Origin of the sequence: Aeromonas bestiarum (genome assembly GCF_028751155.1) — a bacterium.
GTDB classification, from domain to species: Bacteria; Pseudomonadota; Gammaproteobacteria; order Enterobacterales; family Aeromonadaceae; genus Aeromonas; species Aeromonas bestiarum.
This window is the reverse complement of record NZ_CP064746.1, coordinates 582,707-604,565: the sequence shown is the minus strand read 5'-3', so window position 1 is coordinate 604,565 and position 21,859 is coordinate 582,707. Positions and strand designations below refer to the sequence as shown.

Annotated in this window: 25 protein-coding genes; 12 read left to right on the top strand and 13 right to left on the bottom strand. The window is 61.3% G+C overall.

The genetic code is table 11. From position 1 onward, the window contains the following. Positions 1-11: 11 nt before the first annotated feature. Together IU367_RS02930 and IU367_RS02925 are read right to left on the bottom strand one after the other, a co-directional pair. Complete coding sequence (locus IU367_RS02930) at positions 12-1,610, bottom strand: BCCT family transporter (protein WP_274453404.1); 1,599 nt, start codon at positions 1,608-1,610, stop codon at positions 12-14. A gap of 9 nt (positions 1,611-1,619) precedes the next feature. Next, a complete protein-coding gene (locus IU367_RS02925) occupies positions 1,620-2,147 on the bottom strand; it encodes a hypothetical protein (protein WP_043141064.1) in 528 nt (175 codons plus the stop codon). Positions 2,148-2,310: 163 nt separating this feature from the next. Between IU367_RS02925 and IU367_RS02920 the strand changes: the two genes are divergently transcribed. Next, positions 2,311-2,790, top strand: a complete 480-nt coding sequence (locus IU367_RS02920) for a MarR family winged helix-turn-helix transcriptional regulator (protein WP_042866558.1) — start codon at positions 2,311-2,313, stop codon at positions 2,788-2,790. A gap of 77 nt (positions 2,791-2,867) precedes the next feature. On the opposite strand, the gene IU367_RS02915 is transcribed toward IU367_RS02920, so the two are convergent. Then, on the bottom strand, positions 2,868-3,449 hold the full coding sequence (locus IU367_RS02915) for a YjaG family protein (protein WP_241325525.1): 582 nt from the start codon (positions 3,447-3,449) through the stop codon (positions 2,868-2,870). A 163-nt stretch (positions 3,450-3,612) separates the two neighbouring features. Between IU367_RS02915 and IU367_RS02910 the strand changes: the two genes are divergently transcribed. Next, positions 3,613-4,557 carry a D-2-hydroxyacid dehydrogenase gene (locus tag IU367_RS02910; protein ID WP_274453403.1) on the top strand — a complete coding sequence of 315 codons (945 nt, stop codon included), beginning with the start codon at positions 3,613-3,615 and terminating at the stop codon, positions 4,555-4,557. Positions 4,558-4,629: 72 nt separating this feature from the next. On the opposite strand, the gene mepM is transcribed toward IU367_RS02910, so the two are convergent. Next, positions 4,630-5,967 carry a murein DD-endopeptidase MepM gene (gene mepM, locus IU367_RS02905; RefSeq protein ID WP_043140372.1) on the bottom strand — a complete coding sequence of 446 codons (1,338 nt, stop codon included), beginning with the start codon at positions 5,965-5,967 and terminating at the stop codon, positions 4,630-4,632. Between the two features lie 260 nt (positions 5,968-6,227). Between mepM and IU367_RS02900 the strand changes: the two genes are divergently transcribed. Together IU367_RS02900 and IU367_RS02895 are read left to right on the top strand one after the other, a co-directional pair. Next, positions 6,228-7,526: a LapD/MoxY N-terminal periplasmic domain-containing protein gene (locus IU367_RS02900; RefSeq protein WP_274453402.1), complete on the top strand. Its 1,299-nt coding sequence runs from the start codon at positions 6,228-6,230 to the stop codon at positions 7,524-7,526. Then, complete coding sequence (locus tag IU367_RS02895) at positions 7,523-8,464, top strand: TAXI family TRAP transporter solute-binding subunit (RefSeq protein ID WP_274453401.1); 942 nt, start codon at positions 7,523-7,525, stop codon at positions 8,462-8,464. The genes IU367_RS02900 and IU367_RS02895 overlap by 4 nt, the downstream gene beginning before the upstream one ends. On the opposite strand, the gene IU367_RS02890 is transcribed toward IU367_RS02895, so the two are convergent. Both IU367_RS02890 and znuA read right to left on the bottom strand, forming a co-directional pair. Next, complete coding sequence (locus IU367_RS02890; RefSeq protein ID WP_043140381.1) at positions 8,459-9,133, bottom strand: transglutaminase-like cysteine peptidase; 675 nt, start codon at positions 9,131-9,133, stop codon at positions 8,459-8,461. The genes IU367_RS02895 and IU367_RS02890 overlap by 6 nt on opposite strands. Before the next feature lie 76 nt (positions 9,134-9,209). Beyond that, on the bottom strand, positions 9,210-10,115 hold the full coding sequence (gene znuA / locus IU367_RS02885) for a zinc ABC transporter substrate-binding protein ZnuA (RefSeq protein ID WP_274453400.1): 906 nt from the start codon (positions 10,113-10,115) through the stop codon (positions 9,210-9,212). A gap of 94 nt (positions 10,116-10,209) precedes the next feature. Here znuA and znuC point away from each other — a divergent pair, with 94 nt between their 5' ends. Together znuC and znuB are read left to right on the top strand one after the other, a co-directional pair. Beyond that, entirely contained in the window at positions 10,210-10,974 is a 765-nt protein-coding gene (gene znuC, locus IU367_RS02880) for a zinc ABC transporter ATP-binding protein ZnuC (protein ID WP_042868263.1), read from the top strand. A gap of 20 nt (positions 10,975-10,994) precedes the next feature. Beyond that, positions 10,995-11,774, top strand: a complete 780-nt coding sequence (znuB, locus tag IU367_RS02875; protein WP_098982118.1) for a zinc ABC transporter permease subunit ZnuB — start codon at positions 10,995-10,997, stop codon at positions 11,772-11,774. Between the two features lie 12 nt (positions 11,775-11,786). Here znuB and IU367_RS02870 read toward each other — a convergent pair whose 3' ends face one another. Next, positions 11,787-12,677: a LysR substrate-binding domain-containing protein gene (locus IU367_RS02870; protein ID WP_043140387.1), complete on the bottom strand. Its 891-nt coding sequence runs from the start codon at positions 12,675-12,677 to the stop codon at positions 11,787-11,789. A gap of 91 nt (positions 12,678-12,768) precedes the next feature. Here IU367_RS02870 and IU367_RS02865 point away from each other — a divergent pair, with 91 nt between their 5' ends. Beyond that, a complete protein-coding gene (locus IU367_RS02865; protein WP_043140389.1) occupies positions 12,769-13,626 on the top strand; it encodes a DMT family transporter in 858 nt (285 codons plus the stop codon). 14 nt (positions 13,627-13,640) lie between these two features. Here the strand turns inward: IU367_RS02865 and IU367_RS02860 are convergent, their stop codons facing one another. Then, complete coding sequence (locus tag IU367_RS02860; protein WP_274453399.1) at positions 13,641-14,228, bottom strand: uracil-DNA glycosylase family protein; 588 nt, start codon at positions 14,226-14,228, stop codon at positions 13,641-13,643. Between the two features lie 102 nt (positions 14,229-14,330). Here IU367_RS02860 and rarD point away from each other — a divergent pair, with 102 nt between their 5' ends. Beyond that, a complete protein-coding gene (gene rarD / locus IU367_RS02855) occupies positions 14,331-15,233 on the top strand; it encodes an EamA family transporter RarD (protein ID WP_274453398.1) in 903 nt (300 codons plus the stop codon). Here the strand turns inward: rarD and IU367_RS02850 are convergent. Next, positions 15,215-15,946, bottom strand: a complete 732-nt coding sequence (locus IU367_RS02850; RefSeq protein WP_274453397.1) for a substrate-binding periplasmic protein — start codon at positions 15,944-15,946, stop codon at positions 15,215-15,217. The two genes, rarD and IU367_RS02850, sit on opposite strands and share 19 nt — an antisense overlap. A 44-nt stretch (positions 15,947-15,990) precedes the next feature. Here IU367_RS02850 and IU367_RS02845 point away from each other — a divergent pair, with 44 nt between their 5' ends. Then, positions 15,991-16,401: a GIY-YIG nuclease family protein gene (locus tag IU367_RS02845; RefSeq protein ID WP_274453396.1), complete on the top strand. Its 411-nt coding sequence runs from the start codon at positions 15,991-15,993 to the stop codon at positions 16,399-16,401. On the opposite strand, the gene pspG is transcribed toward IU367_RS02845, so the two are convergent. The 4 genes from pspG to IU367_RS02825 form a co-directional block, all read right to left on the bottom strand. Further along, on the bottom strand, positions 16,398-16,616 hold the full coding sequence (pspG, locus tag IU367_RS02840) for an envelope stress response protein PspG (RefSeq protein WP_043140399.1): 219 nt from the start codon (positions 16,614-16,616) through the stop codon (positions 16,398-16,400). The genes IU367_RS02845 and pspG overlap by 4 nt on opposite strands. Before the next feature lie 46 nt (positions 16,617-16,662). Further along, positions 16,663-16,869, bottom strand: a complete 207-nt coding sequence (locus IU367_RS02835; RefSeq protein ID WP_241280675.1) for a PspC domain-containing protein — start codon at positions 16,867-16,869, stop codon at positions 16,663-16,665. 2 nt (positions 16,870-16,871) lie between these two features. Continuing rightward, entirely contained in the window at positions 16,872-17,534 is a 663-nt protein-coding gene (gene pspA, locus IU367_RS02830) for a phage shock protein PspA (protein ID WP_043554461.1), read from the bottom strand. Positions 17,535-17,744: 210 nt separating this feature from the next. Continuing rightward, a complete protein-coding gene (locus IU367_RS02825; protein ID WP_043554460.1) occupies positions 17,745-18,473 on the bottom strand; it encodes a 1-acylglycerol-3-phosphate O-acyltransferase in 729 nt (242 codons plus the stop codon). Between the two features lie 175 nt (positions 18,474-18,648). Between IU367_RS02825 and IU367_RS02820 the strand changes: the two genes are divergently transcribed. From IU367_RS02820 to IU367_RS02810, 3 genes are read left to right on the top strand one after another with little or no spacing between them, the layout of a single operon-like run. Beyond that, complete coding sequence (locus tag IU367_RS02820) at positions 18,649-19,026, top strand: hypothetical protein (protein WP_274453395.1); 378 nt, start codon at positions 18,649-18,651, stop codon at positions 19,024-19,026. A 50-nt stretch (positions 19,027-19,076) separates the two neighbouring features. Continuing rightward, positions 19,077-21,119 (top strand): protein-disulfide reductase DsbD family protein, encoded by a 2,043-nt coding sequence (locus tag IU367_RS02815; RefSeq protein ID WP_274453394.1) that lies wholly within the window; start codon positions 19,077-19,079, stop codon positions 21,117-21,119. Beyond that, positions 21,116-21,859, top strand: a complete 744-nt coding sequence (locus IU367_RS02810; RefSeq protein ID WP_274453393.1) for a DsbA family protein — start codon at positions 21,116-21,118, stop codon at positions 21,857-21,859. The genes IU367_RS02815 and IU367_RS02810 overlap by 4 nt, the downstream gene beginning before the upstream one ends.

The window sequence follows — 21,859 nt, the reverse complement described above, 5'->3', positions numbered from 1 at the left end:
CCACTGCATGGTCAGGCCGGGCCTATGCGATCCAGCAGGCTCAGGTTGACCGAGCCGGGATGACGCTTGAGCTTCTCCCGGTACTCGAACTGGTGCTGGCTCTCCTGCTTGAGCCCCAGCATCAGCGAGTAGCACATGGCCAGCATGATCAGCGAGAAGGGCAGCGCGGCTATGATGCTGGCCGCCTGCAGGGCCGCCAGTCCGCCGGAGACCAGCAGGATGGCCGCCACCAGCCCCTGCCCCAGACCCCAGATGGCGCGGTGCAGCACGGGGGGATCCTGATCGCCGATGGAGAGCAGGGTCGTGATGACGAGCGTGCCCGAGTCGCTGGAGGTGATGAAGTAGGTGCAGATCAGCAAGGTCAGCACCCCCTTGGCAATCCAGCCGAAGGTCTCCCAATGCAGTAGTTCCACCGTCTGGTAGAGCGCCAGAGTCACATCTTTATTGACCGCCGCCACCACGCCGCCGCCGCCAAACAGCTCCAGATTCATGGCCGTGCCGCCGAACACGGTCAGCCAGAACATGCCGAGCAGGGAGGGCACCAGCAGCACGCCGAGCACGAACTCACGTATAGTGCGCCCCTTGGAGATGCGGGCGATGAACATGCCGACAAACGGCGCCCAGGCGATCCACCAGCCCCAGTAAAACGCCGTCCAGCTCGATTGCCAGGCCGAGGTGCCGTTGGCCTCGGTGTTGGTCCAGAAGCTGAGTTTGACGATGTTTTGCAGGTAGTCGCCGATGTTCTGCACATAGGCGTTGAGGATATAGGTGGTCGGCCCCAGCACCAGGAAGAGGCCGAGCACGAACACGCTCAGCCAGATGTTGAGCTCGGAGAGCAGCTTGACCCCGCGCCCCACGCCTGAGACCGCCGACAGGGTCGCGATCAGGCTGATGCCGCCGATGAGCCAGAGCTGATTGGACTGCGACACTGCCATGCCGAACATCTGGTTGAGGCCGGTATTCATCTGGGAGACGCCGAGGCCGAGGGAGGTCGCCACCCCGAACACAGTGCCGAACACCGCCAGCACGTCGGCAGCATGGCCCCAGAAGCCGTAGATCCGCTCGCCGAGAATGGGATAGAGCACGGAGCGAATGGCCAGCGGCAACTTGCGGCGATAACTGAAGAAAGCCAGCGACAGGCCGACGATCACATAGATGGCCCAGGGGTGTAGGCCCCAGTGGAAGAAGGTGAGGCGCATGGCGATCTGGGCCGCCTCCGGGGTCATGCCTTCGGTGATGAAGGGATTGCCCTGCAGGTGGTTCATGGGCTCGGCTATGCTCCAGAACACCAGCCCTATGCCCATGCCGGCGCTGAACAGCATGGAGAACCAGGCAAAGTAGCCGAACTCCGGTACCTGGTCGTCGTCACCCAGCCGTATGCTGCCGAAACGGCTGAACATCAGATAGACGGCGAAGAACAGGAACAGGGCGACCACCAGAATGTAGTACCACTTGAACCCGGCGATGATCTGATCCTTGGCGCCGACGAACCAGGCGGCGGCCGTTTCGGGCACGAATACGCCGAACAGCAGGAACAGGGTGATGACGGTGAGCGCCGTCATGGCCATGGTCGGGTTGAGGCCTTTCAATAGCCCTTTGGTTGCTCTCATCGGGCCTCCTTAGTCGTTGTTGAAAAAGTCTTCGCCCACATGCTCACCGGCACCGCCGATGGCGCGATAAACCATGCGGCCCGCGGCCAGTTCACGATGGTCCACCAGGGTGACGGAAGGCTGGCCATTCACGGCGTGGCGCTTGCCGAGGAAGATGGCCATGGGCACACCCAGATTGGAGATGCCGCTGGTGATCCAGAGCCGGTTGAAGTCATAGGAACCACCGATGAACTCCAGCTGGGCCAGGCCGGTATCCAGACCGGTCAGGTAGAAGTTCATGGCGCTCTCGTCCGGGAAGAGGTGAACCAGCACATAGGCATAACGTAATTCGTTCACCAACTCCTTTAGGTTGAAAGCACCAGTCTCGCTGCAGGAGAGGGGAAGCTCACCATCATAGTGGTGCACCTTGAGGGTGTTGGGGTCTTCGTCATAGGCGGGCTGATAACGCACGAAAGCCGAGGTATCAGGCAGTTCGTAACGCACTCTGACCACCCGTAGCTCGGCAACCAGAGACTTGATGTCCAGATCGTTATTCATCATCTCGCTCCTCAAATATCGGGTTAAAATCCGGAAAACGGCGGACAACCTAACACAAAAACCATTAGAGCAGAAATCATTAGACCAAAAACCATATTGACCTGATGAGGAATTAGGCGGAGAATTTTGCGCCTCTCAACAGCCCCCCAATGACTCAGATCCCATGGAAAAACATGATGAAGTGCTGGTCGCACTGCGCCAGATTATTCGTGCCATCGATATGCACTCCAAGCGCTTGATCAAGGAAGCCGGGCTGACATCGCCGCAGCTCTTGCTGCTCAAGGGGATCAACGAGCTGGGGCAGATCTCCATGCGTCAGCTGGCGGATCACACCAACATGAGCCAGGCTACCGCGACCACCATCATGGACCGTCTCGAGAGCCGCCAGCTGGTGCAGCGCATTCGCAGTGAAACCGACAAGCGCAAGGTCCACGCGACACTCACTGACGCAGGCCGCGCCCTGCTGGCCCAGGCGCCGACCCCGCTGCAAGAGAGCTTCATCCAGCGTTTTCAGGCGCTGGAAATCTGGGAGCAAGGCCTGTTGCTCTCCTCCCTGCAGCGTATCTCGGCCATGATGAATGCCGATGGCATAGATGCCGCCCCCGTGCTGAGCGTCAGACCGCTCACCGAAGAACGGGCATGAGAAGGGAGCAGGCATAAAAAAAGCTCCCGCCGGGAGCTTTTTTCTATGGGGACTTTTTCGACAGATCCCGTGCGATGTCACTCGTCCAGGCTGATGCCTATGTTGGAAACACCGTCCTGGGCCGCAAATACCCTGATCGCCAGGATGCGGTCGCTGTCACGCTCGTGGGCCACCCGTTTGAGCAGCTCGACCTGAAACTCCAGCTCGGCCTCGATGTACTCGTGCTCGTAGAGTTCCTCTTCGGTCATGTCGCGCTCTTCCAGCATCTCGATGAAACCGGCCACGGTTCCCACTGAGGCATGGCTGGCGTCTTCGGCTTCTTCGCCGACCCGGCAGATCACCGAGTTGTAGGCACACCCCAGCGCCACGCAGGCGTCCAGCGCCGGATAGGCACCGTAGGATTCAAACTTGCCTGGCTCCGGAATGTAGACTTCAAACGCCTCCAGGATGGCCCCCAGATTGACGCGGGATCCCTTTACCGTCAGGTAGTTCCACATCTGATCCAGCGCGTTGCGAAACGCCTTGGCATCGCCGAAGCCGGATGCCTGGGCAAACAGCGCATAGTTGGGGTACATGCGCTCCGCCAGCGCCAGGGTGTAGACGGTCTGTTGCCAAGGCTGTAGCTCGGCCAGTCGCTTATAAAACTTGTCACCAAACACTGGAGTCGGATCCTTTGCAAAATGTGGGGCAGATTGTAGCCCACGAGGGGCCGCGCGAAAACGAATAAAGCGGCCCGGTCGACTATCTTGCCCGATCAACTCGGGTAAGATAAACACAGAGCGGCCTCTCTCCCGCGCCGCAAATCTGATAAGGAACAAGAGTATGAGTCAACGTACCCTTCTTTTGCTCAGCCAGGACAACGCGCACTACGAGCGCCTGCTCAAGGCGGCCCATCTCCCCCATTTGCGCATTCTGAGAGCCGACAGCCAGAGCGATGCCGAGAAACTGATCGGAGAGGCTCACATACTGATGGCCGAGCCGGCGCGGGCCAAGCCGCTGCTGGCCAGGGCCAACAAGCTGAGCTGGTTCCAGTCCACCTATGCCGGCGTCGACGTGCTGCTGGATGCCAGCTGCCGCCGCGATTATCAACTTACCAATGTACGCGGCATCTTCGGCCCGCTGATGAGCGAGTATGTATTCGGCCACCTGCTCAGCCTGATGCGCCAGCTGCCGCTCTACCGGGAGCAGCAGAAGCAGCGGCTGTGGCAGAGCCACCCGTATCAGGGGCTAAAGGGACGCACCCTGCTGATCCTGGGGACCGGCAGCATAGGCCAGCACCTGGCCCACACCGGCAAGCATTTTGGCATGAAGGTGCTCGGCGTCAGCCGCAGCGGCCGTGAGCGGGCCGGTTTCGATCAGGTGTATCAGCTGCCGGCGCTGAACAAGATGCTGGCCCAGGCCGACGTCATCGTCAGCGTCCTGCCCGCCACCCGCGAGACCCATCATCTGTTTACCGCCTCCCGTTTCGAACATTGCAAGCCGGGCGCCATCCTGTTCAACGTCGGTCGCGGCAATGCCATCAACGAAGGCGATCTGCTGACCGCCCTGCGTACCGGCAAGCTGGGCATGGCGGTGCTGGACGTGTTCGAGCAGGAACCTCTGCCCGCCGACAGTCCGCTCTGGGGCCAGCCCAACCTCATCATCACCCCGCACAACAGCGCCTACAGCTTCCCCGATGATGTGGCCCAGATCTTCGTGCGCAACTACATCCGCTTCATCGACGGTCAGCCGCTGGACGGCAAGATAGACTTCGACAAGGGTTACTGATCCGCCCATGGCGCCAACGAAAAGGCCCCGCCAATGTGGCGGGGCCTTTTTCTATTCGGCTGGAAACCGGCCTCAGCCTGCCTCCATCTCCTTGCGATAGCTCTTCACCTTGGCGAGGAACTGGCGCTTGGCCTTGCCGGAGAGCGGCTCCGCCATCGGCAGCTTGACCTTCATGGCATCGACCGGGCGGTTGTTGATCCGCACCTCGTAGTGCAGGTGGGCACCGGTGGAACGGCCCGTGTTGCCGGAGAGCGCAATCTTGTCGCCCATCTTCACCTTCTGGCCGGTTTTCACCAGCAACTTGCTCAGGTGCAGATAACGGGTCATCAGGGTACGACCGTGCTTGATCACCACATAGGTACCGGCCAGCGGGTGACTGGTGGCCTTGAGCACGACACCGTCACCGGTAGCCAATACAGGCGTGCCCACCGGCAGGGCAAAGTCGGTGCCCTCGTGAGGGCGAACCTGACCGGTAATCGGGTGGCGACGATTCGGGTTGAAGCTGGAGCTGACCCGATAACGGCTGTGGGTCGGATAGCGGCGGAAACCGCGCTCCAGGCTGTTGCCCTGGCCGTCATAATAGTTGCCATCTTCCGACAACCAGGCCGAGACGCCCTGCCCCTGATTGAACACCTCGACCCCCAGCAGCTGGGTGTTGCCCGTGCTCTTGCCCTCGACCGTCTCCTGACGGACCAGCACCTTGAACTTGTCGCCCTTTTTCAGATCCTTGGCGAAATTCAACCGCCACTGGAACAGGTTGGCAATCTTCTGGATGTGGTTGGCCGGGATCCCCGCATTGCGGGCACTGACATAGAAGCTGCCGTTGATGACGCCGTCATAACTCTTCTGCTGCCACTGCACCTCTTCATTGAGCATGCTGGCGCTGTAGGTGTCATCGGTGCGCTCCAGGATCAGGGTCTGCTTGATGTTCAGACGAATCTTCATCTGTTGCAGTATGTTGTCCTGATCGATCAGCAACTCTATGGTCTGACCGGGTTTGAGACGGGCCAGATTGTTTTTGCCATCCGCATCCAACACCTTGTAGAGGGTGGTGGTCGAGAGCCCCAGGTTGTTGAAGATGGTGGTCAGGTTTTCACCGTTGCGCACCCTGTAGTCCTGCCACTGGGGAGTGGCATCGGTCGGGATGTCATCTTCCGGGGTCGCGGCTTCCACCAGCTCATGATCCGGGATGTCGTTAAAATCCGTATTGTCTTCGTTGGTTGCCGTGCCGTTGGTGGCAATGGGCAACTCCAGACGCAATGGCCGCTCCAGGATGTCACCTGGTGCCGGCAATATGGCTACCGCTGACAGCGTCATGGCCGTGAGCAGTAACATGGCGTAAAAATGCTTGCGGGGAACCGGGGGTTCCCAATTGGCAGCCTGTGCTACCAAGGGACGGAGACGTTTCATCCGCTATCCTGTCATTAGATCCAAGGGTGTTAGTGGTCAGTCTGTTTGCTATAGAACCGTATAAAACTGATTGTTTGACCTAAATACTCACAATTAGTTCATAGCAATCTGCATGAACCTCACATTTTATGCATAACATTCCGCTATGGGCAGAAATGATCGTCTTTTTTAACCATTTTTTTCCTATTTTTAAGAACCGGGTCCGATTGTGTTTGACCCAAGGTTTCATGATGTTGCGATAACTTTTCCATGGAGTGGATATGTCGTTAGCAAAACTGTTAAACCGAATCATCCTGATCCTGTTCGTTATCGGTGCCGCCCTGTTGTTCATGCTGGAGGTCACCACGGTACGTCAGTCCATCCTCGACCAGATGTCGGCCAACCTGGAAACGGCCATCACGGCCCTCGGCCTGGTGCTGCAAGGCACCCTGCTCAACGATGACAAGGTGCTGGCCGAAACCATAGTCAACGCCATGTTCGACGGTGGCTTTGTCAGCTCGGTCACCCTGCTGGACCCCGACGGTCAACTGCTGTTCCAGAAGGTCTTTCACACAGCCCAGCAGAATGTGCCGAGCTGGCTCCCTTTCGTTATCGACATGCCGCCGGTCAAAATTGAGCAGGAGTTGACCGATGGCTGGCGCATGCTGGGCACCCTCACGCTCGAGGGACACAAAGGCTACGCCTATCAGCACCTGTGGAATGCCATCAGCCGCACCGGCCTGGCCCTGCTCGCCGGCCTGCTGGTGTTTACTCTGGTGATCTCCTGGGTATGCGGCCGCCTGCTGCGCCCCCTCGAACTCATCAACCAGCAACTGGTCAGGATCCGCAAACGCCAGTTCAGCGGCAATCTGGATTCTCCCTGGCTGCAGGATCTCAAGGAGCTGGTCATCTCGGTCAACCAGCTGGTCTCGGAGCGCAAGCGGGATCTGCTGCAACAGCGGCTCAAGATCACCCAGCTCGGCAAGCAGCAGACGACGACAGCCCCTCAGCCCCTGCAGGGCTTGACCGAGGGGGGAGACGGCCTGCAACAACAGCATTTCTTCTCCACCCAGGGCAGCATCCGCCTCTACAGCCGCCTCATCCCCACCCTCTCTCCCTCGCAGGAGAGCTCGCCGGACGAGCTCCAGCACCTGCTCGACCTCTGGCTGCATCATCCGGTGGAGGGACTGCAACTGCCCCTCAGCCTGCTCAATCATGCTGACTGGGCGCAATTCGCCCCGCTGCTTGCCAAGGGCAGAGGCAAGACCCTCGACTGGCGCTGGGATCTGGCAAACTTCCCGCCCCTCGGGGCAGAACGGCTCGCCACCTTGCAGGAGCAGGGCGTCGAGATGGCGTTCAGCGCCATTCCCATGACCAACGACACCTTCAATCAGCTCGACCCCATCAATCCCGTCTTCATCAGCTGCCAGCCAACCCAGGCTCCTCTTTACTGGAATCTGGTGGCCCAATGCCTGCACAGTGCGGGCTACACCCTGCTGGCAGAAGCCAGCGAGATCCAGGATATCGACACCCTGCGCAGCTGGGGCATAGACGGTTACGCCAGCAAGGAGATCTCATGAACAGACTCGGGTTGTTGCTCGCCCTGCTGTGGCCGCTGCCGCTGCTGGCCAGCCCCATGATCATCGCCACCGGCGGTGAGCAGGGGATCTATCATCAGGTCGCCAAAGAGTTCTGCCGGCTGGCCAACAAGAGTGACCCCGAGCTGCAATGCAAGCTGCAGGCCACCTCAGGTTCCATCGAGAATCTGCGCCAGTTGCAGGCAGGGCAGATACCCTATGCCCTGGTGCAATCGGACTGGCTCTATCAGGCCAGCCGAGGCCTGGGGCCTTATGCCAGTCGGCCGCAACCCGAACTGAGAGCCCTATTCGCCACCCACGCCGAGCCTTTCACCATAGTGGTGCGGGCGGATGGCGACATCACCACGCTGGCGCAGCTCAAGCTGGCGCCCATCGACATGGGGCTGAAGAGCTCGGGCACTCGCCAGACGGCCCTGGCCCTGTTCAACCTGTTGGGAGCAAAGGAGCAGGATCTCGATCTGAAGAGCGCAGGCAATCTGGCGGAGGCACTCTGCAGCAAACAGATAGATGCCTACGGTCTGGTGATGGGACACCCGAACCGGATAGTGCTCGATACCACCAAGCGCTGCGCCATCCGCTTTCTGCCCATCGAGGGAGAGATTCGGGACCAACTGCTCAAGGGGGTCAAGTACTACCAGCGCAGCCAGGTGCCTGCCCGCATCTATCCCGGCAATCTGAAGGCGACCCCCACCTTTGCCATCGCGGCCACCCTGGTGACCAATGCCGCCACGCCGGAGGCGGACGTCTACCGGCTGACCCGGGCCATGTTGACCCAGCAGACCAGCTTCAACGAGCAGACCTATGGTTATGCCAACCTGTTTCACAAGGCGCGCAACAAAACAGGCCCGGTGCTGAGCATCGAACAGCATCCGGGCGCGGCAAAATATTTCGCGGAGTTGAAAGCGGCGGGAAAACTATAGCTGGCGACGGGGGGAGCGCAGTTGCTCGCTGGAGAAACGGGTCTTCATCGATGTCCACTGCGCCAACCGATCGGCACTGCCCGCCAGCGTGCCTTCACGGCGCGACTTCATGATCCAGATGCTCTTGGCATCGAAGCTGTAAACGGGAATGAGATCGGTTCGCTGGCTGCCGGGCAGGATCCGGCTGTTGATGTTATCGAGCACCAGCGGATCGGATTTGGGCGTTGGAAAATAAAGCGTCACCATATGAAACTGGTTGTATTTCACCGCCTTGACGTAAGCCAGCCGCAGCTTTTTCTCATCCACCCCCAGCTCCATCAGGGTGTAGTACTTGGAGATGCTGTAATCCTCGCAATCCCCGCCCCGGGCACCGATAAACTCCAGCGGATTGGCCCAATAGTCCTCATCCCCCCACAGTCTGGGATCATCGCTGTAGGTCAGGTTGTTGAAGTAGGTGTTCACCAGCGTGATCTTCTGCTGATCCGTGGTGCCCGCCCGGGGCGTAAGCAGGCGGGAAAACGCCTCGGCCCGCTGGATCGCCCTGCCGCCATAGACCTCCTGCAACTTGGCCCTCAACTCGGGACTGGCGATGTATTCGGAGAGGCGAGAGGCCTGCACGCTGGCACAGAGCAGTGCCAACGTGCAGGTGGGAATGAGCAGCCATTTCATACTTAACCCTCCATGTCAGATGCTGGAGGTCAGTATAGTTGGCGCAGGCAACCCCATGGGATGAGCCAGGGGTGGCTCAGCGGCACTGGGCGAAGGCGTCGGCCAGCTGTTGCATGAACTGGGGATAACCATCCGGTCCGAGCGGCACCTGCTCGCCCACCTCGTCCAGCAGCAATACCTTGGCGCCGGTGTTGCGGGCCACCGACTCAATCACGGCAGGGGAGAATTGCGGCTCGGCGTAGATGCAGCTCGCCTGTTTCTCCTGCAGCGCCTTGCGGATCTCCACCAGCGTCTTGGCGCCGGGACGGCGTTCCGGGCTCACGGTAAAGTGCCCCTTGGAGCTCATGCCGTAGTGACGTTCCCAGTAGCCATAAGCCTCGTGAAACACGAAGTAGCCCTTCTGGTTCACCGCCTTCATCTGTTCGGCGATGAGCTTGTCCTTGGCATCCACCTTGGCCTTGAAGGTCAGCAGGTTGGCGCGATAACGTTCGGCATTGGCGGGATCCTGGGCACTCAGTGTCTCGCTCAGCGCATTGGCGATGACCAGTGCCTGGGTCGGCCCCAGCCAGATGTGCGGATCCACCCCTTCGTGATGATGCCCCTCGTGTCCATCGTGATCATGACCCTCATCGGCATGCTCTTCGTGCCCTGCCTGCTTGGCATAGTCGAACAGCGGCATCCCCTCAACCCGGGTAAGCGTCAGCACATGGGGATGCTTGGCCAGCGGCTTGGCCATGAAGCCTTCCAGCTCGGGACCGACCCATACCACCAGGTCGGCATCCTGAATACTGCGAATATCGGAGGGGCGCAGGGAGAAGTCGTGGGGAGAGGCGCCGGTCGGCAGCAACACCTTGGGTTCACTCACGCCATCGGTGATCGCGGCCGCGATAAAGCCGAGGGGCTTGATGGTGGTCAGCACCTCGAGGGCACGGACAGGCAGGCTCACTGCCAGCAGGGCAGTGATCAGTGTAAGAATTCGCATAGAGATCTCGTCAGGAAGTGAGTGTGTGATAATATAACAAACCAACACTGTTGTTATATTATAACTCTCACAGGCTGTAAACCCCGGAGCTGTCATGACCCAACTGGTGGAGCTGAAAGAGGTCTGTCTTTCGTTCGACGGACGACTCGTGCTCGACAAGGTCTCCTTTACCCTGAATAAAGGCAAAATCACTACCCTGGTCGGCCCCAACGGGGCGGGCAAGAGCACCCTGAGCAAGCTGGTGCTGGGCCTGCTCACCCCGGATACCGGCGAGATCCTGCGCCGTCGCGATCTGCGGGTCGGCTATGTGCCGCAACGCCTCTATCTGGATCCCACCCTGCCGCTGACTGTGCGCCGTTTCCTGCAGCTCGGCAAGAATGGCCGTCTCTCCATCGAGGAGGCGCTCAACCGGGTTGGCGCCCAGGGGCTGCTGGACAACCGGATGCAGAAGCTCTCCGGCGGCGAGATGCAGCGCGTGCTGCTGGCCCGCGCCCTGCTGGTCAAGCCCGAGCTGCTGGTGCTCGACGAGCCTGTGCAGGGGGTGGACATCAACGGTCAGATCGAGCTCTATGCCCTCATCAGCAAGCTGGCGGCCGAGTTCAACTGCGCCGTGCTGATGGTCTCCCACGACCTGCACCTGGTGATGGCCAGCACCCATGAGGTGATCTGCCTCAATCGTCACGTCTGCTGTCACGGCGAGCCGGAAAGCGTGGCACGCCACCCCGAATTTGCCCGCCTGTTCGGGCGCCCCGAGCAGGAGGTGCTGGCGGTCTATACCCACCATCATCACTGCGACGGCGAACACCATCATCACGATGAGCAGGCCCCCGTCATCCGCCTGCCGTCTCGCAATCAATAAGCGCAGCTAAGGACATTCAAGTGGACAGCTTTCTGTTATATGCCCTCGCGGCCGGCCTCGGCATAGCCCTGCTGGCCGGGCCCCTCGGCAGCTTCGTGGTGTGGCGCAAGATGGCCTATTTTGGCGACACCCTCTCCCACGCCTGCCTGTTCGGCATAGCACTCGGCATACTGCTGCAGGTGGATCTCACCCTGGCGGTGGTGGTCTGCTGCCTCGCCATGGCCATGCTGCTGGTGATCATGAGCCGCAACCAGCAGGTGGCGACCGATACCCTGCTCGGCATCCTGGCCCACAGCGCCCTGTCGCTCGGCCTGGTCACCTTGAGTTTTATGGATAACGTGCGGGTGGATCTGATGGCCTACCTGTTCGGTGACCTGCTCTCGGTCCAACCGGTGGATCTGCTCTGGATCTACGGCGGCGGCGCTCTGGTGCTGCTCACCCTGTGGCGCCTGTGGGATCCCCTGCTCTCCATGACCATCTCGGAAGAGCTGGCACGGGTGGAAGGGATCCGGGTCGATGTGCTGCGCTGCGTGCTGATGCTGCTGATCGGGCTGGTGATCGCCGTGGCCATGAAGTTTGTCGGCGCGCTGATCATCACCTCCTTGCTGATCATTCCGGCCGCCACCGCACGCCGCTTCAGCCAGACGCCGGAGCAGATGGCCGGCTTTGCCGCGCTGATCGGCTGTCTGGCGGTATTGGGCGGGCTCAGCCTCTCCTGGTATCAAGACACGCCGGCTGGCCCTTCCGTGGTGGTCTGTGCCACCAGCCTGTTTATCCTGAGCCAGTTCAAGAAAGCCTGATAGCCCAAGCGGTTATAGTGCCATGCTCTGGCGCGTCTCCATCATCAGCCATTGACGCAACCGGCTGATGGCGGGCTCATGGGCCCGGGAGCGCTTGCAGGTAAAGTAGAAGGCATCCCCCGTCTCCAGCTGGTGTACCGGCAAGGCCACCAGCTGGGGATCATCCGGCCGCAGCATGTAGTCGTTCACAAACGCCACCCCCTGATCCCAGGCCGCCGCCTCCATCGCCAGCAGCACATGACTGAAGTGGTGCATCCGCGCCTCGTCCGGAATGACCAGGCCGCCCGCCTTGGCCCAGCGCTGCCAATCCTCCCCCCGCGCCTTGTAGATGGACTGCACCGACAAGAGCGGCAGTTGCCAGATGGCCTGTGGCCACTCCCCCTCCAGCTGTTGCAGCAGCCGCCTACTGCAGACCGGGAACAGCCGCTCCCGGTAGATGAGATCGTGGCAATAACCTCGGCCGTGGGGCGAGACTGTGATGAAACAGTCAGCCACCCGATCGGAGAGCTCGGGATCTTCCGCCACCATCTCCAGGCTCAAATCCAGCTCGGGATAGAGCTGACGCAACCCCGCCAAACGCGGGATCAGCCACTTCACCGCGAACGAGCTGTAGACCGCGAGCCGCAGCCGCATCTCGCCACCGCCGCGCAGCTGCTCGCTGCTCTGGGCGATCTGGCCGAGCCCGGCCGCTATGCCTTCGAAGTAAACCTCCCCCTGGGCGGTCAGTGACAACAGCCGCCCCTGGCGCAGCAGCAAGCGCTCACCCAGAAAATCTTCCAGCAGGCGGATCTGGTGGCTGACCGCACTCTGGCTGACGTTCAGCTCGAGGGCCGCACGGGAAAAGCTGAGCAGGCGGGCGACCGCTTCGAAATATTGAACGGCGCGCAGGGGAGGCAGCTTCATTATCCAAAATTCTCATAGATGGTGATTTTTTATCATTTTACTGGATAACTGACCCCGCGCTACCCTGCCCTCATCTGATATGGGAGGTGATATGAATGCAGTCGGGATCGGTATCCTCTATCTGGTGCTGGGCAACATGGTGGCGGTCTTTTCCGATGCGCTGGTCAAGGTGCTGGAGCCGAGCCAGCCGGTGTTCCAGTTTGTCTTCTTTCGCCAGCTCTCCGCCGCCCTCTTGCTGATGCCCTGGCTGCTCTGGTCCTGGCGTCGCAACCCGCCGGTGGCGCTCAAGTGGCATCTGCTGCGGGCCCACATCTGGGCGGTCGGCGTCTGCCTGATGGTCATTGCCCTCACCCGCTTGCCGCTCGCCACCGCCAACGCCCTCTTCTATGCGGCCCCGCTGATGATGGTGCCGCTGGCGGTATGGATGGCGGGGGAAGCCATCTCCCGCCAGAAGGTGCTGACCGCGCTCATCGGTTTTATCGGGGTACTGATCGTGCTGCGGCCGACCGAGGTGAACTGGGCCGCGCTGGCGGCGCTCGGGGTGGCGCTCTCCATGGCGCTCAACAACTTGCTGATCAAGCGGATCCCGCTCAAGCAGCCCATAGCACAGACCCTGTTCTTCACCAACGTGCTGAGCATGCCCTTCATACTGGCGCTGGCCTGGTGGGAAGGGGGAGACTGGCAGTGGCAGATGTGGTGGCCCGCCTTCGGCTCATCGGCGTTGATCATGGTCTATGCCGGGCTGTGCGTGGTGGCCTATCGCAAGGCCGAGGCGAGCAAGATCGCCTCGGCGGAATACACGGGGCTCTTGATGGCGGTCGCCATCGGGGTCTGGTTGTTCGACGAGCAGCCGGGTCTGCCGCTGCTGCTGGGCTGCCTGTGCATCATAATCCCGCTGCTTGCCATGGCCCGCAGCAAACCAAAGCCGCTGACGGAACCTGCTGTCTGACGCAGAGGCCAGTATTAGGGTCGCACCAGCAAGGGGGCGACCCTTTGCTGCAGATGGGGGAGCACACCCTGCTCGAACCAGGGATTCTTCTTGAGCCAGAAGGTGTTGCGCGGGGACGGGTGCGGCAACGGCAGCCAGGCGGGACCATAGTCGGCCCAGCTACGCACCGTCTCGGTGAGCGAGCCTTTGCTGGCCTTGCCCAGATAGTACTGTTGAGAATACTGGCCGATGAGCAGGGTCAGCTCGATATTGGGCAGCAGCATCAACACCTTGTCGTGCCAGGTAGGCGCACACTCGGGTCTGGGTGGCAGATCCCCCGACTTGCCCTTGCCGGGGTAGCAGAGCCCCATCGGCATGATGGCGATGCGGGACTCGTCGTAGAAGGTCGTTTTATCCACGCCGAGCCAGTGACGCAGCCGATCGCCGGAGGGGTCATCCCAAGGGATGCCGCTGGCATGCACGCGGGTACCGGGTGCCTGGCCGATGATCAGCAAGCGGGCACTTTCGGCGCCACGGATCACCGGGCGTGGCCCCAGCGGCAAATGAGCCTCACATAACCGGCAGGCCCGGATCTGTTCAAACAGCGTATCGAGTCGGTTCATGGACCCGATAGTAACAGAATTTCCCCCTCCATCCTGCTTGTGAAAGCGTCAGCGGGTACTTATCATGCGACCACAAATGTTTAATTTAATAAACGGAAAGAGATGAAGAACTGGATGGGCACCGGCAGCGCGGCCCTCTCATTCGTGCTGTGGGGCATGCTGCCTCTCTATTACCAGTTCATGCCGGAGGTCAACATGTGGGAGCTGCTCTCCCATCGTGTCCTCTGGTCGGCGGTACTGCTGGGCACCCTCTTCGCCCTGCTCGGCTACCGGGTGCCCTGGGCGCGCCTGCGCAGTGAACCCCGTCAACTCGGCCTAATACTGCTGGCGGGCCCCATCATGTCCATCAGCTGGTGCATGTTCACCTGGTGCCTGACCACGGGTCAGGTGCTGGCCACCAGCCTCGCCTTCTTCATGACGCCGCTGTTCAATATCGTGTTCGCCGTGCTCTTCCTCAAGGAGCGGCTCACCCCGCAAAAGCATCTGGCGGTCGCCCTGGCGCTGGCGGGGCTGGCCTACATGCTGTTCTCCTACGGCCAGCTGCCCTGGTTCTCCCTCATCATGGGGGCCAACTTCGCCTTCTACGGCCTGCTTAAGAAGAAGGTGCACTACGACGCCGGCGTCAGCCTCTATCTCGAGGCCCTGGTCCAGCTGCCGGTCGCTTTGCTGATCATCGGCGCTCTGGCCCTGAGCGGCATGAGCCAGTTCATGGCCGGTGACTGGGCCGATCGGTTGCTGCTGATGGGCAGCGCCCCCGCCACCCTGCTGCCGGTGGGCCTGTTCTGCTACGCCGTGGCGCGCACCCGCATGAGCACAGTGGGATTGCTGCAATATATAGAACCCAGCCTCGCCTTCCTGCTCGCCCTCTTCTGGTTTGGCGAGACGGCGGATCCGGTAAAGTCGGTGGGATTTGCCTTTGTCTGGGCGGGTCTGCTGGTGAGCCTGCTGCCGCTGCACAAACTCAGGCGCAGGGCCGGCAACCCTGCTCAGGGTCTGCCACGATAGGATTCCAGGATGGCGTGCCACGCGGGATCCTGGTCCATCTGCTCGGCGATGTCGTTCAGCCGGGCATGCAGCTCGCTGCGGGATCTCGGCAGCAAGAGGTGACGGGTATAGCTGGATTGGGGAAAGGGCGAGACGAACAGCTTGCCCTCATAGGCATCATGAATGAAGAAAGAGAGTGCCGAACCCGGCACCAGCGTCACATCGATGCGGCCCCGCATCAGCAGGCTGAAATTGGTTTTGACCTTCTTGGCATCGTGGCGCACCAGCTCGCCCCGGGCCACAGCATCATCGATCCCCTGATAGCGATAGCCCTCTATGCCACCGAAGATCAGCCCCTTGAGGGAATCCGGGCTGCGATAGGTGATGGGTCTGGCCGCACTGGAGATGAGCTCGTTGGTGTCACGCATGATGGGAAAGGTCCACAGATAGCGCTCGCACTGGGGATCCCCCACCCAGGCGGGATTGACCCAGGCCACCAGGCCATCAAAGCCGGGATCCGACATCTCCAGCGCCAATCTGGCCCGATTTACCAGCCAGAGCTCAAGCCTGGGTTCTCCGCCGAGCCTTTCATTGAGATACTTGACCAGATCCCGGCTCAGCCCCGTCTTCTCCCCTGTCATGAAAGGGGGATGCTGATGGTAATCATAAACACGGATCGTCTCCCCCAGAGCCGGGACCGACAACAGGCACCACAACCAGAACCAGACTCGCATCGCACCTCCTTGGACTGCTCTTGAGTTTGGCACAGACAGATCGAATGAGAAAAGCAGCGATGGACACAGAACCGACCAGCTCACCCCCAACCAGCCAGTGGTCCCTCTATCTGGTACGCACCGCGACCGGCCTGCTCTATACGGGGATCAGCACGGATCCGATAAGGCGGTTGCGCCAGCACCAGAGCGGCAAGGGATCCCGCGCCCTGCGCGGCAAGGGACCGCTCACACTGGTCTGGCAGCAGATGGTGGGTGACAAGGGGGCGGCGCTGCGACTCGAATACCGCCTCAAGCAGCAGAGCAAGGCCTTCAAGGAGCGCCTGGTGCGGGAGCCGGATGGCTGGGTCGACTGGAGCCAGCCCTGGCTGGCAGCTGTCGAGCAGGCGATGAAGAGGCCACAAAAAAGGCCACTGCGAGCAGTGGCCAAGGCAGGATCCGATAGCAGGGAGGCTTAACGGTAGGTATTGGATTGCTTGCGCCGGTTGCTGATGAGCCAGCACACCACCAGCAGCACCAGCAACCAGGGCGCCAGCTTGATGATCAGAGCGAACATGCCGGCCAGGGCCCCAAACAGCACGAAGAGGCCGCTCACCAGCAGCATGGCCAGCACGGTAAACCCCGCCAGCGCCATGGCCACCAACACCAGCATCAAGACGATAAATTCCAGCATGTTCTGCTCCTCACAGGCTTCTCTTGCCGGCTGAAGGACCCTGTGGTCAGTCCAGCCAGCGCTTCAATTCACGACGGGGCGGCATGATCAGCACCGCCAGCAGATAGGCGGCCAGGGTCAGTGGCGGCATCAGGATCAGGGCGATCAGCGCCACTATCCGTACCGTCACCCTGGAGAACCCCAGCCCGTTGGCGATGCCGGCGCAGACCCCGGTCAACTTGCGATGGGCAAGGTCCTTCGGCCAGGGCGTCATCTTTATGCCTCCACCTTCTGACCCTTCAGCCGGGCCAGTTCGCGCTCAATCTCGTCGTTCAGCTCCAGCTCGCGGAACTGGGCCTCCAGCGAGGGATTCTGCCCCAGAGTCGCCGCCTCCAGCTGGGCTTCCAGCTGATCGACCCGCCCCTGAAAGCCGTCGAAACGGGCCATCAGCTCGTGCATGCGCTGGTTGTCGACCTGGGCGCGGGCACGGATGCGGCTGTGGGCGGTCTGCTCGCGCAGGGTCAGCATCTTCTGCTTCTCGCGGGCTTCGGTCAGCTTGGCGGCCAGCCGCTCGCTGTCGGCGGTGAGCTGGGCCAGCACCTCGGCCACCCGGGCCTTGTCCTGCTCCAGCTGGTCACATTTTTTGGCCTCGGCCAGCTTCTCGGTGAGGGCGGCACGGGCCAGATCCTCACGCCCCTTCTGGATGGCGAGCTCGGCCTTGGCCGACCACTCCAGGATCTGGTGTTGCAGCGCCTGCTGGTGGCGTTCCAGCTGCTTCTGCTCGGCGATGACGCGGGCGGCCTGGGTTCTCATCTCGACCTGGACCTGCTCCATCTCCTCGATCATCAGGCGCAGCATCTTCTCCGGCTCTTCGCTCTTGTCGAGCAGGCTGTGCAGGTTGGCATTGATCACGTCGGTCAGGCGGCTAAATACGCTCATGGTCTGGTTCCTTGTTCATGGGGATGGCTATCTCTTCCCATAGCATTACAAGAGCCATGCCAAGATAATTTATTGTTGCTTTACAAATAGATGGGGATTCATTCGCAAGATACAAGCCGGATTTGTTGGTTAAAATTGCCAACAAGGTGGTGATTTTAACCAACAAAAAAGGGAGCCAGCGGCTCCCTCTATGTCATCTTTCGTTCAGACTCAGGCGGCTTGATGGCGACCCAGCTTGCTGTCCAGCTCGACCAGCTTGGCTTCCATCCGGGCACGGCAGTTGTCAGACAGCTCGCGAATGCCGGCGGCGCCGTGCTCCTTGCTGCAGACAGGTGCCATGACTTCCAGCAACACCTCGCCATTGTCCCAGCGGTTCAGATCGATCTGGCCGAAGTAGCTGGAGCAGACGATGGGCACCACGGGCACCTCCGCCTGCACGGCGGTGTGGAAGGCGCCGGCCTTGAACGGCAGCAGGCCTCGCCCCTTGGAGCGGGTCCCTTCCGGGAACATCCAGATGGAGGTGCCGTGATGCTTGATGCGATCCACCACCTGGCCTATGGTGCCGATGGCACGGGAGCGGTTGGAGCGGTCGATCAGCACGTTGCCTGAGAGCCAGAAGAGGAGGCCGAAGAAGGGCAGCCACAGCAGGCTCTTCTTGCCCACCGCCACCACGCCGGGCATGACGGCACCTGTCACTGTGAAGATGTCGAAATTGCTCTGGTGGTTGCAGACGTATACCGCCGGGCCAACCGACTTGACCTCGTCCGGTATGATGACCTTGACCTTGAGGCCGAGCAGCGGGCAGATCGCATGGTACATGCGGGCGAAGACAAAGACGTTGTTGGGATGACGCGGACGCACCAGACAGAGCAACAGACCAAACACGAACCAGAAAACGAGCAGCAGGGTAAGCAGCAGCACACGGGCAAGTTTGAGCATCGAACACCTCGGATTTTAACTCGGCGCAGTATACTGGTCCCCCTTTTAGCGAACAAGCGTTCGCCAAACAGAACCGACCACCCCGATGTTGCATATGGTCGCATCGAATCCTGCTGACTTGCTCCTGTCATTATTGATCGATAGGATATGCACCATTCAACAGGGTAGGGCTAGCATGATTTTGCGACAACGCGTGGCGACAAGACTCCTGCTGCTGGTCTGCATTCTGGTGCTCAACTGCACGGCCCAGCCGCTGGCCCGGCTGGCTCAGCTCGATCAGGCCCTCAGTTGCCAGGTACAGCTCCTCCCCTCTTCCAGCGCCGATGCCGACGATGCACAACCAGCGACGCCCCAGCCGAGCAGTTGCCAGCTCAATGGCAAGTGGCTCAGTGCCGCCAGCCTGCTCTGCGTCGAACAGATCTTCTTTGCCATCGCCTTCGTGATTGCCCTGCTGGCGCCACTGTCGCGCCGCTCACCCGCCTTGCCTCCCCCTCGCAACATATCTCCGCCTGAACGGCGGCTTCACCTCACTTTATGTGTCTGGCGAGAATGAGTTAGTCGCGGTTTACACCACCCTAACTTCCATTTTCAAGAGACAAAAACATGTCAAACATGATCAAGACTGCCCTGTTGATGGGCGGCCTGCTGTGGCAATCCATGGGATTGGCCAGCGATACCGGCTGGCTTGTCAGCCCCCAGAACGATCACGCAAAAGTGCGGCTGCAAGCCGACGCCAGCAATCCCGCCCAAACTCGCGTGCTGCTCAGCCTGGCGCTCGAGTCCGGCTGGAAGACCTATTGGCAGAACCCGGGGGAAGGCGGCATAGCTCCTGAAATATTCTGGGATGCCCCTCAAGCCACCCAGCAGTGGCATTGGCCCGTGCCGGAGCGATTTGACGTCAGCGGCATCTCGACCCAGGGCTATCAGCAAGCCGTCAGCCTCCCCATCACGCTTGCCCACAGCAGCAGCGATGCACTGACGGGCACGCTGCGCCTTTCGACCTGCAGCAACGTCTGCATACTGACCGACTACCCCTTTACCCTGGCGCTGGATGGCACTACGCCGGAAGGGTTCGACTTTGCCTACGCCCAGGCGATGAGCAAGCTGCCACAAGCCATGCCTGGCACCGTCACCCTCAAGGCTGGCTACCGGCAAAACCAGTTGCAGCTGACCGCCGACAACCCGCAGGGCTGGCAGGAGCCGCAGATTTTCCTCCAGCGGCTGGAGGGCGCCGAATTTGGCAAACCCGAGCTGGAGGTGCAAGGCAACACCCTGATCGCCCGCATTCCGGTCAGCGATGGCTGGCAGGGCGATGCGCCCGACATACGTCGCCAGCAACTCGGGTTTGTACTGGCCAACGGTGAACAGGCCTGGCAGAGCGAGTTCCAGATAGGTGACCCGCTGACCCTGCCGAGTCAGGGCCACTCGCTGCTCTGGCTGCTGGGCGCCGCCCTGCTGGGTGGCCTTATCCTCAACCTGATGCCCTGCGTGCTGCCGGTGCTGGCACTCAAGCTGGGGTCGGTACTGCAGTTGGAAACCCGTGAGCGCCGCCCGGTTCGTTTGCAATTCCTGGCGGCCAGCGCCGGTATCCTGGTCTCCTTCTGGGCGCTGGCACTGATGAGCACGCTGCTGCGCGCCAGCCAGGGTGCGGTCGGCTGGGGCATCCAGTTCCAGAGCGTCTGGTTTATCGGCTTCATGGTGGTGGTGACGGCGCTGTTTTGCGCCAACTTGCTGGGGCTGTTCGAAATCAGGCTGCCGAGCAACCTCAATACCCGCCTCGCCACCACGGGCGGCAACAGCCTGGGCGGTCACTTCCTGCAGGGGTGTTTTGCCACCCTGTTGGCCACCCCCTGCTCGGCCCCCTTCCTCGGCACCGCGGTCGCCTTTGCGCTCGGGGCTCCGCTCGGTCAGCTCTGGCTCATCTTCACCGCGCTTGGCCTCGGCATGAGCCTGCCCTGGCTGCTGATCGCCGCCTTCCCCCGTCTCGCGCTCTGGCTGCCGAAGCCGGGCCGCTGGATGGGGCGCCTGCGCATTCTGCTCGGCCTGATGATGCTGGGCTCCAGCCTCTGGTTGCTCAGTCTGCTCGGCAACCATGTCGGCCAATTCTGGATGCTGATCCTGATGGCGCTGATGCTGGCCGCCCTGCTGTTGGCCGTGGTGTGGCGCCATGGCATGCGGGGCGTGACCCTGGGGCTGGCTCTCACCTGTCTACTGGGCGGGGCCCTGCTGCTGGGCGGCGCCTTCACCATGGAGGGCAAGCCCCAGCGGGACAGCGTCAACTGGCAGCCGCTCTCGGAGCAAGCCATCCAGGACGCGCTGGCGCAGAACAAGCGGGTCTTTGTCGATGTCACCGCCGACTGGTGCATTACCTGTAAAGCCAACAAATTCAATGTGCTGCTGCGAGATGACGTGCAAAAAGCGCTGAGCGCCCCCGATGTGGTGGCCCTGCGCGGGGACTGGAGCCGTCCCTCTGCCAGCATCGCCGACTTCTTGCGCCAGCGCGGCAGCGTGGCCATTCCCTTCAACCAGATCTACGGGCCCGGCCTGCAGGGTGGCGAGATCCTCTCGCCCCTGCTGGACCGTCCGACCCTGCTTGCCACCCTGGCGCAAGCAGGCATTGCCACTTCTCAAGGAGACACCAAATGAAACCGACCCTGCGTACCCTGACCCTGCTGGCCTCCCTCTCTGCCGCGCTGCTGGCCCCGGCCCTGCACGCCGCTCCCTTCACCCCGGAGCAGGAGGCCCGCATCAAGGAGCTGATCCGCGAAACCCTGGTGGCCAACCCCAAGATCCTCGACGAGGCTGCCGAATCCTGGGAGAAGCAGAACGCGGCGGATCAGGCCAGCCAGCTTGGCAACTTCATCAAGGGCAATCAGGATGTGCTGTTCAACAGCCCCACCAGCCCGCGCCTGGGTGCCAAGAATCCCAAGCTGACCCTGGTGTCGTTCACCGACTACAACTGCCCCTACTGCAAGCAGTTAGACCCTCATCTGGCCAGGTTGCTGAAGGCCTATCCAAATGATGTCGGGCTGGTGATCAAGCTGCTGCCGTTCAAGGGACAGAGCTCCGCCAAGGCGGCCCAGTACAGCCTGACCCTGTGGCAGCAGGATCCCGCCCGCTTCCTCACCCTGCACGACAAGCTGATGAGCAAGCAGGGCATGCTGACCGAGGCGGACATCAACAAGGCGCTGGCGGCCACCGACAACCTGGCCCTCAAGCCTGCGGCCAAGGCCACCGAGGAGCTGCGCAACAGCCTGCGCATCGGCACCTTGCTCGGCGTGCAGGGCACACCGGCCACCTTGATCGGCAACCAGCTGGTCTCCGGCGCCGTTCCCTATGAGGAGCTGGAGCAAATCGTCAAAGCCGAACTGGCCAAGCAGGGATAA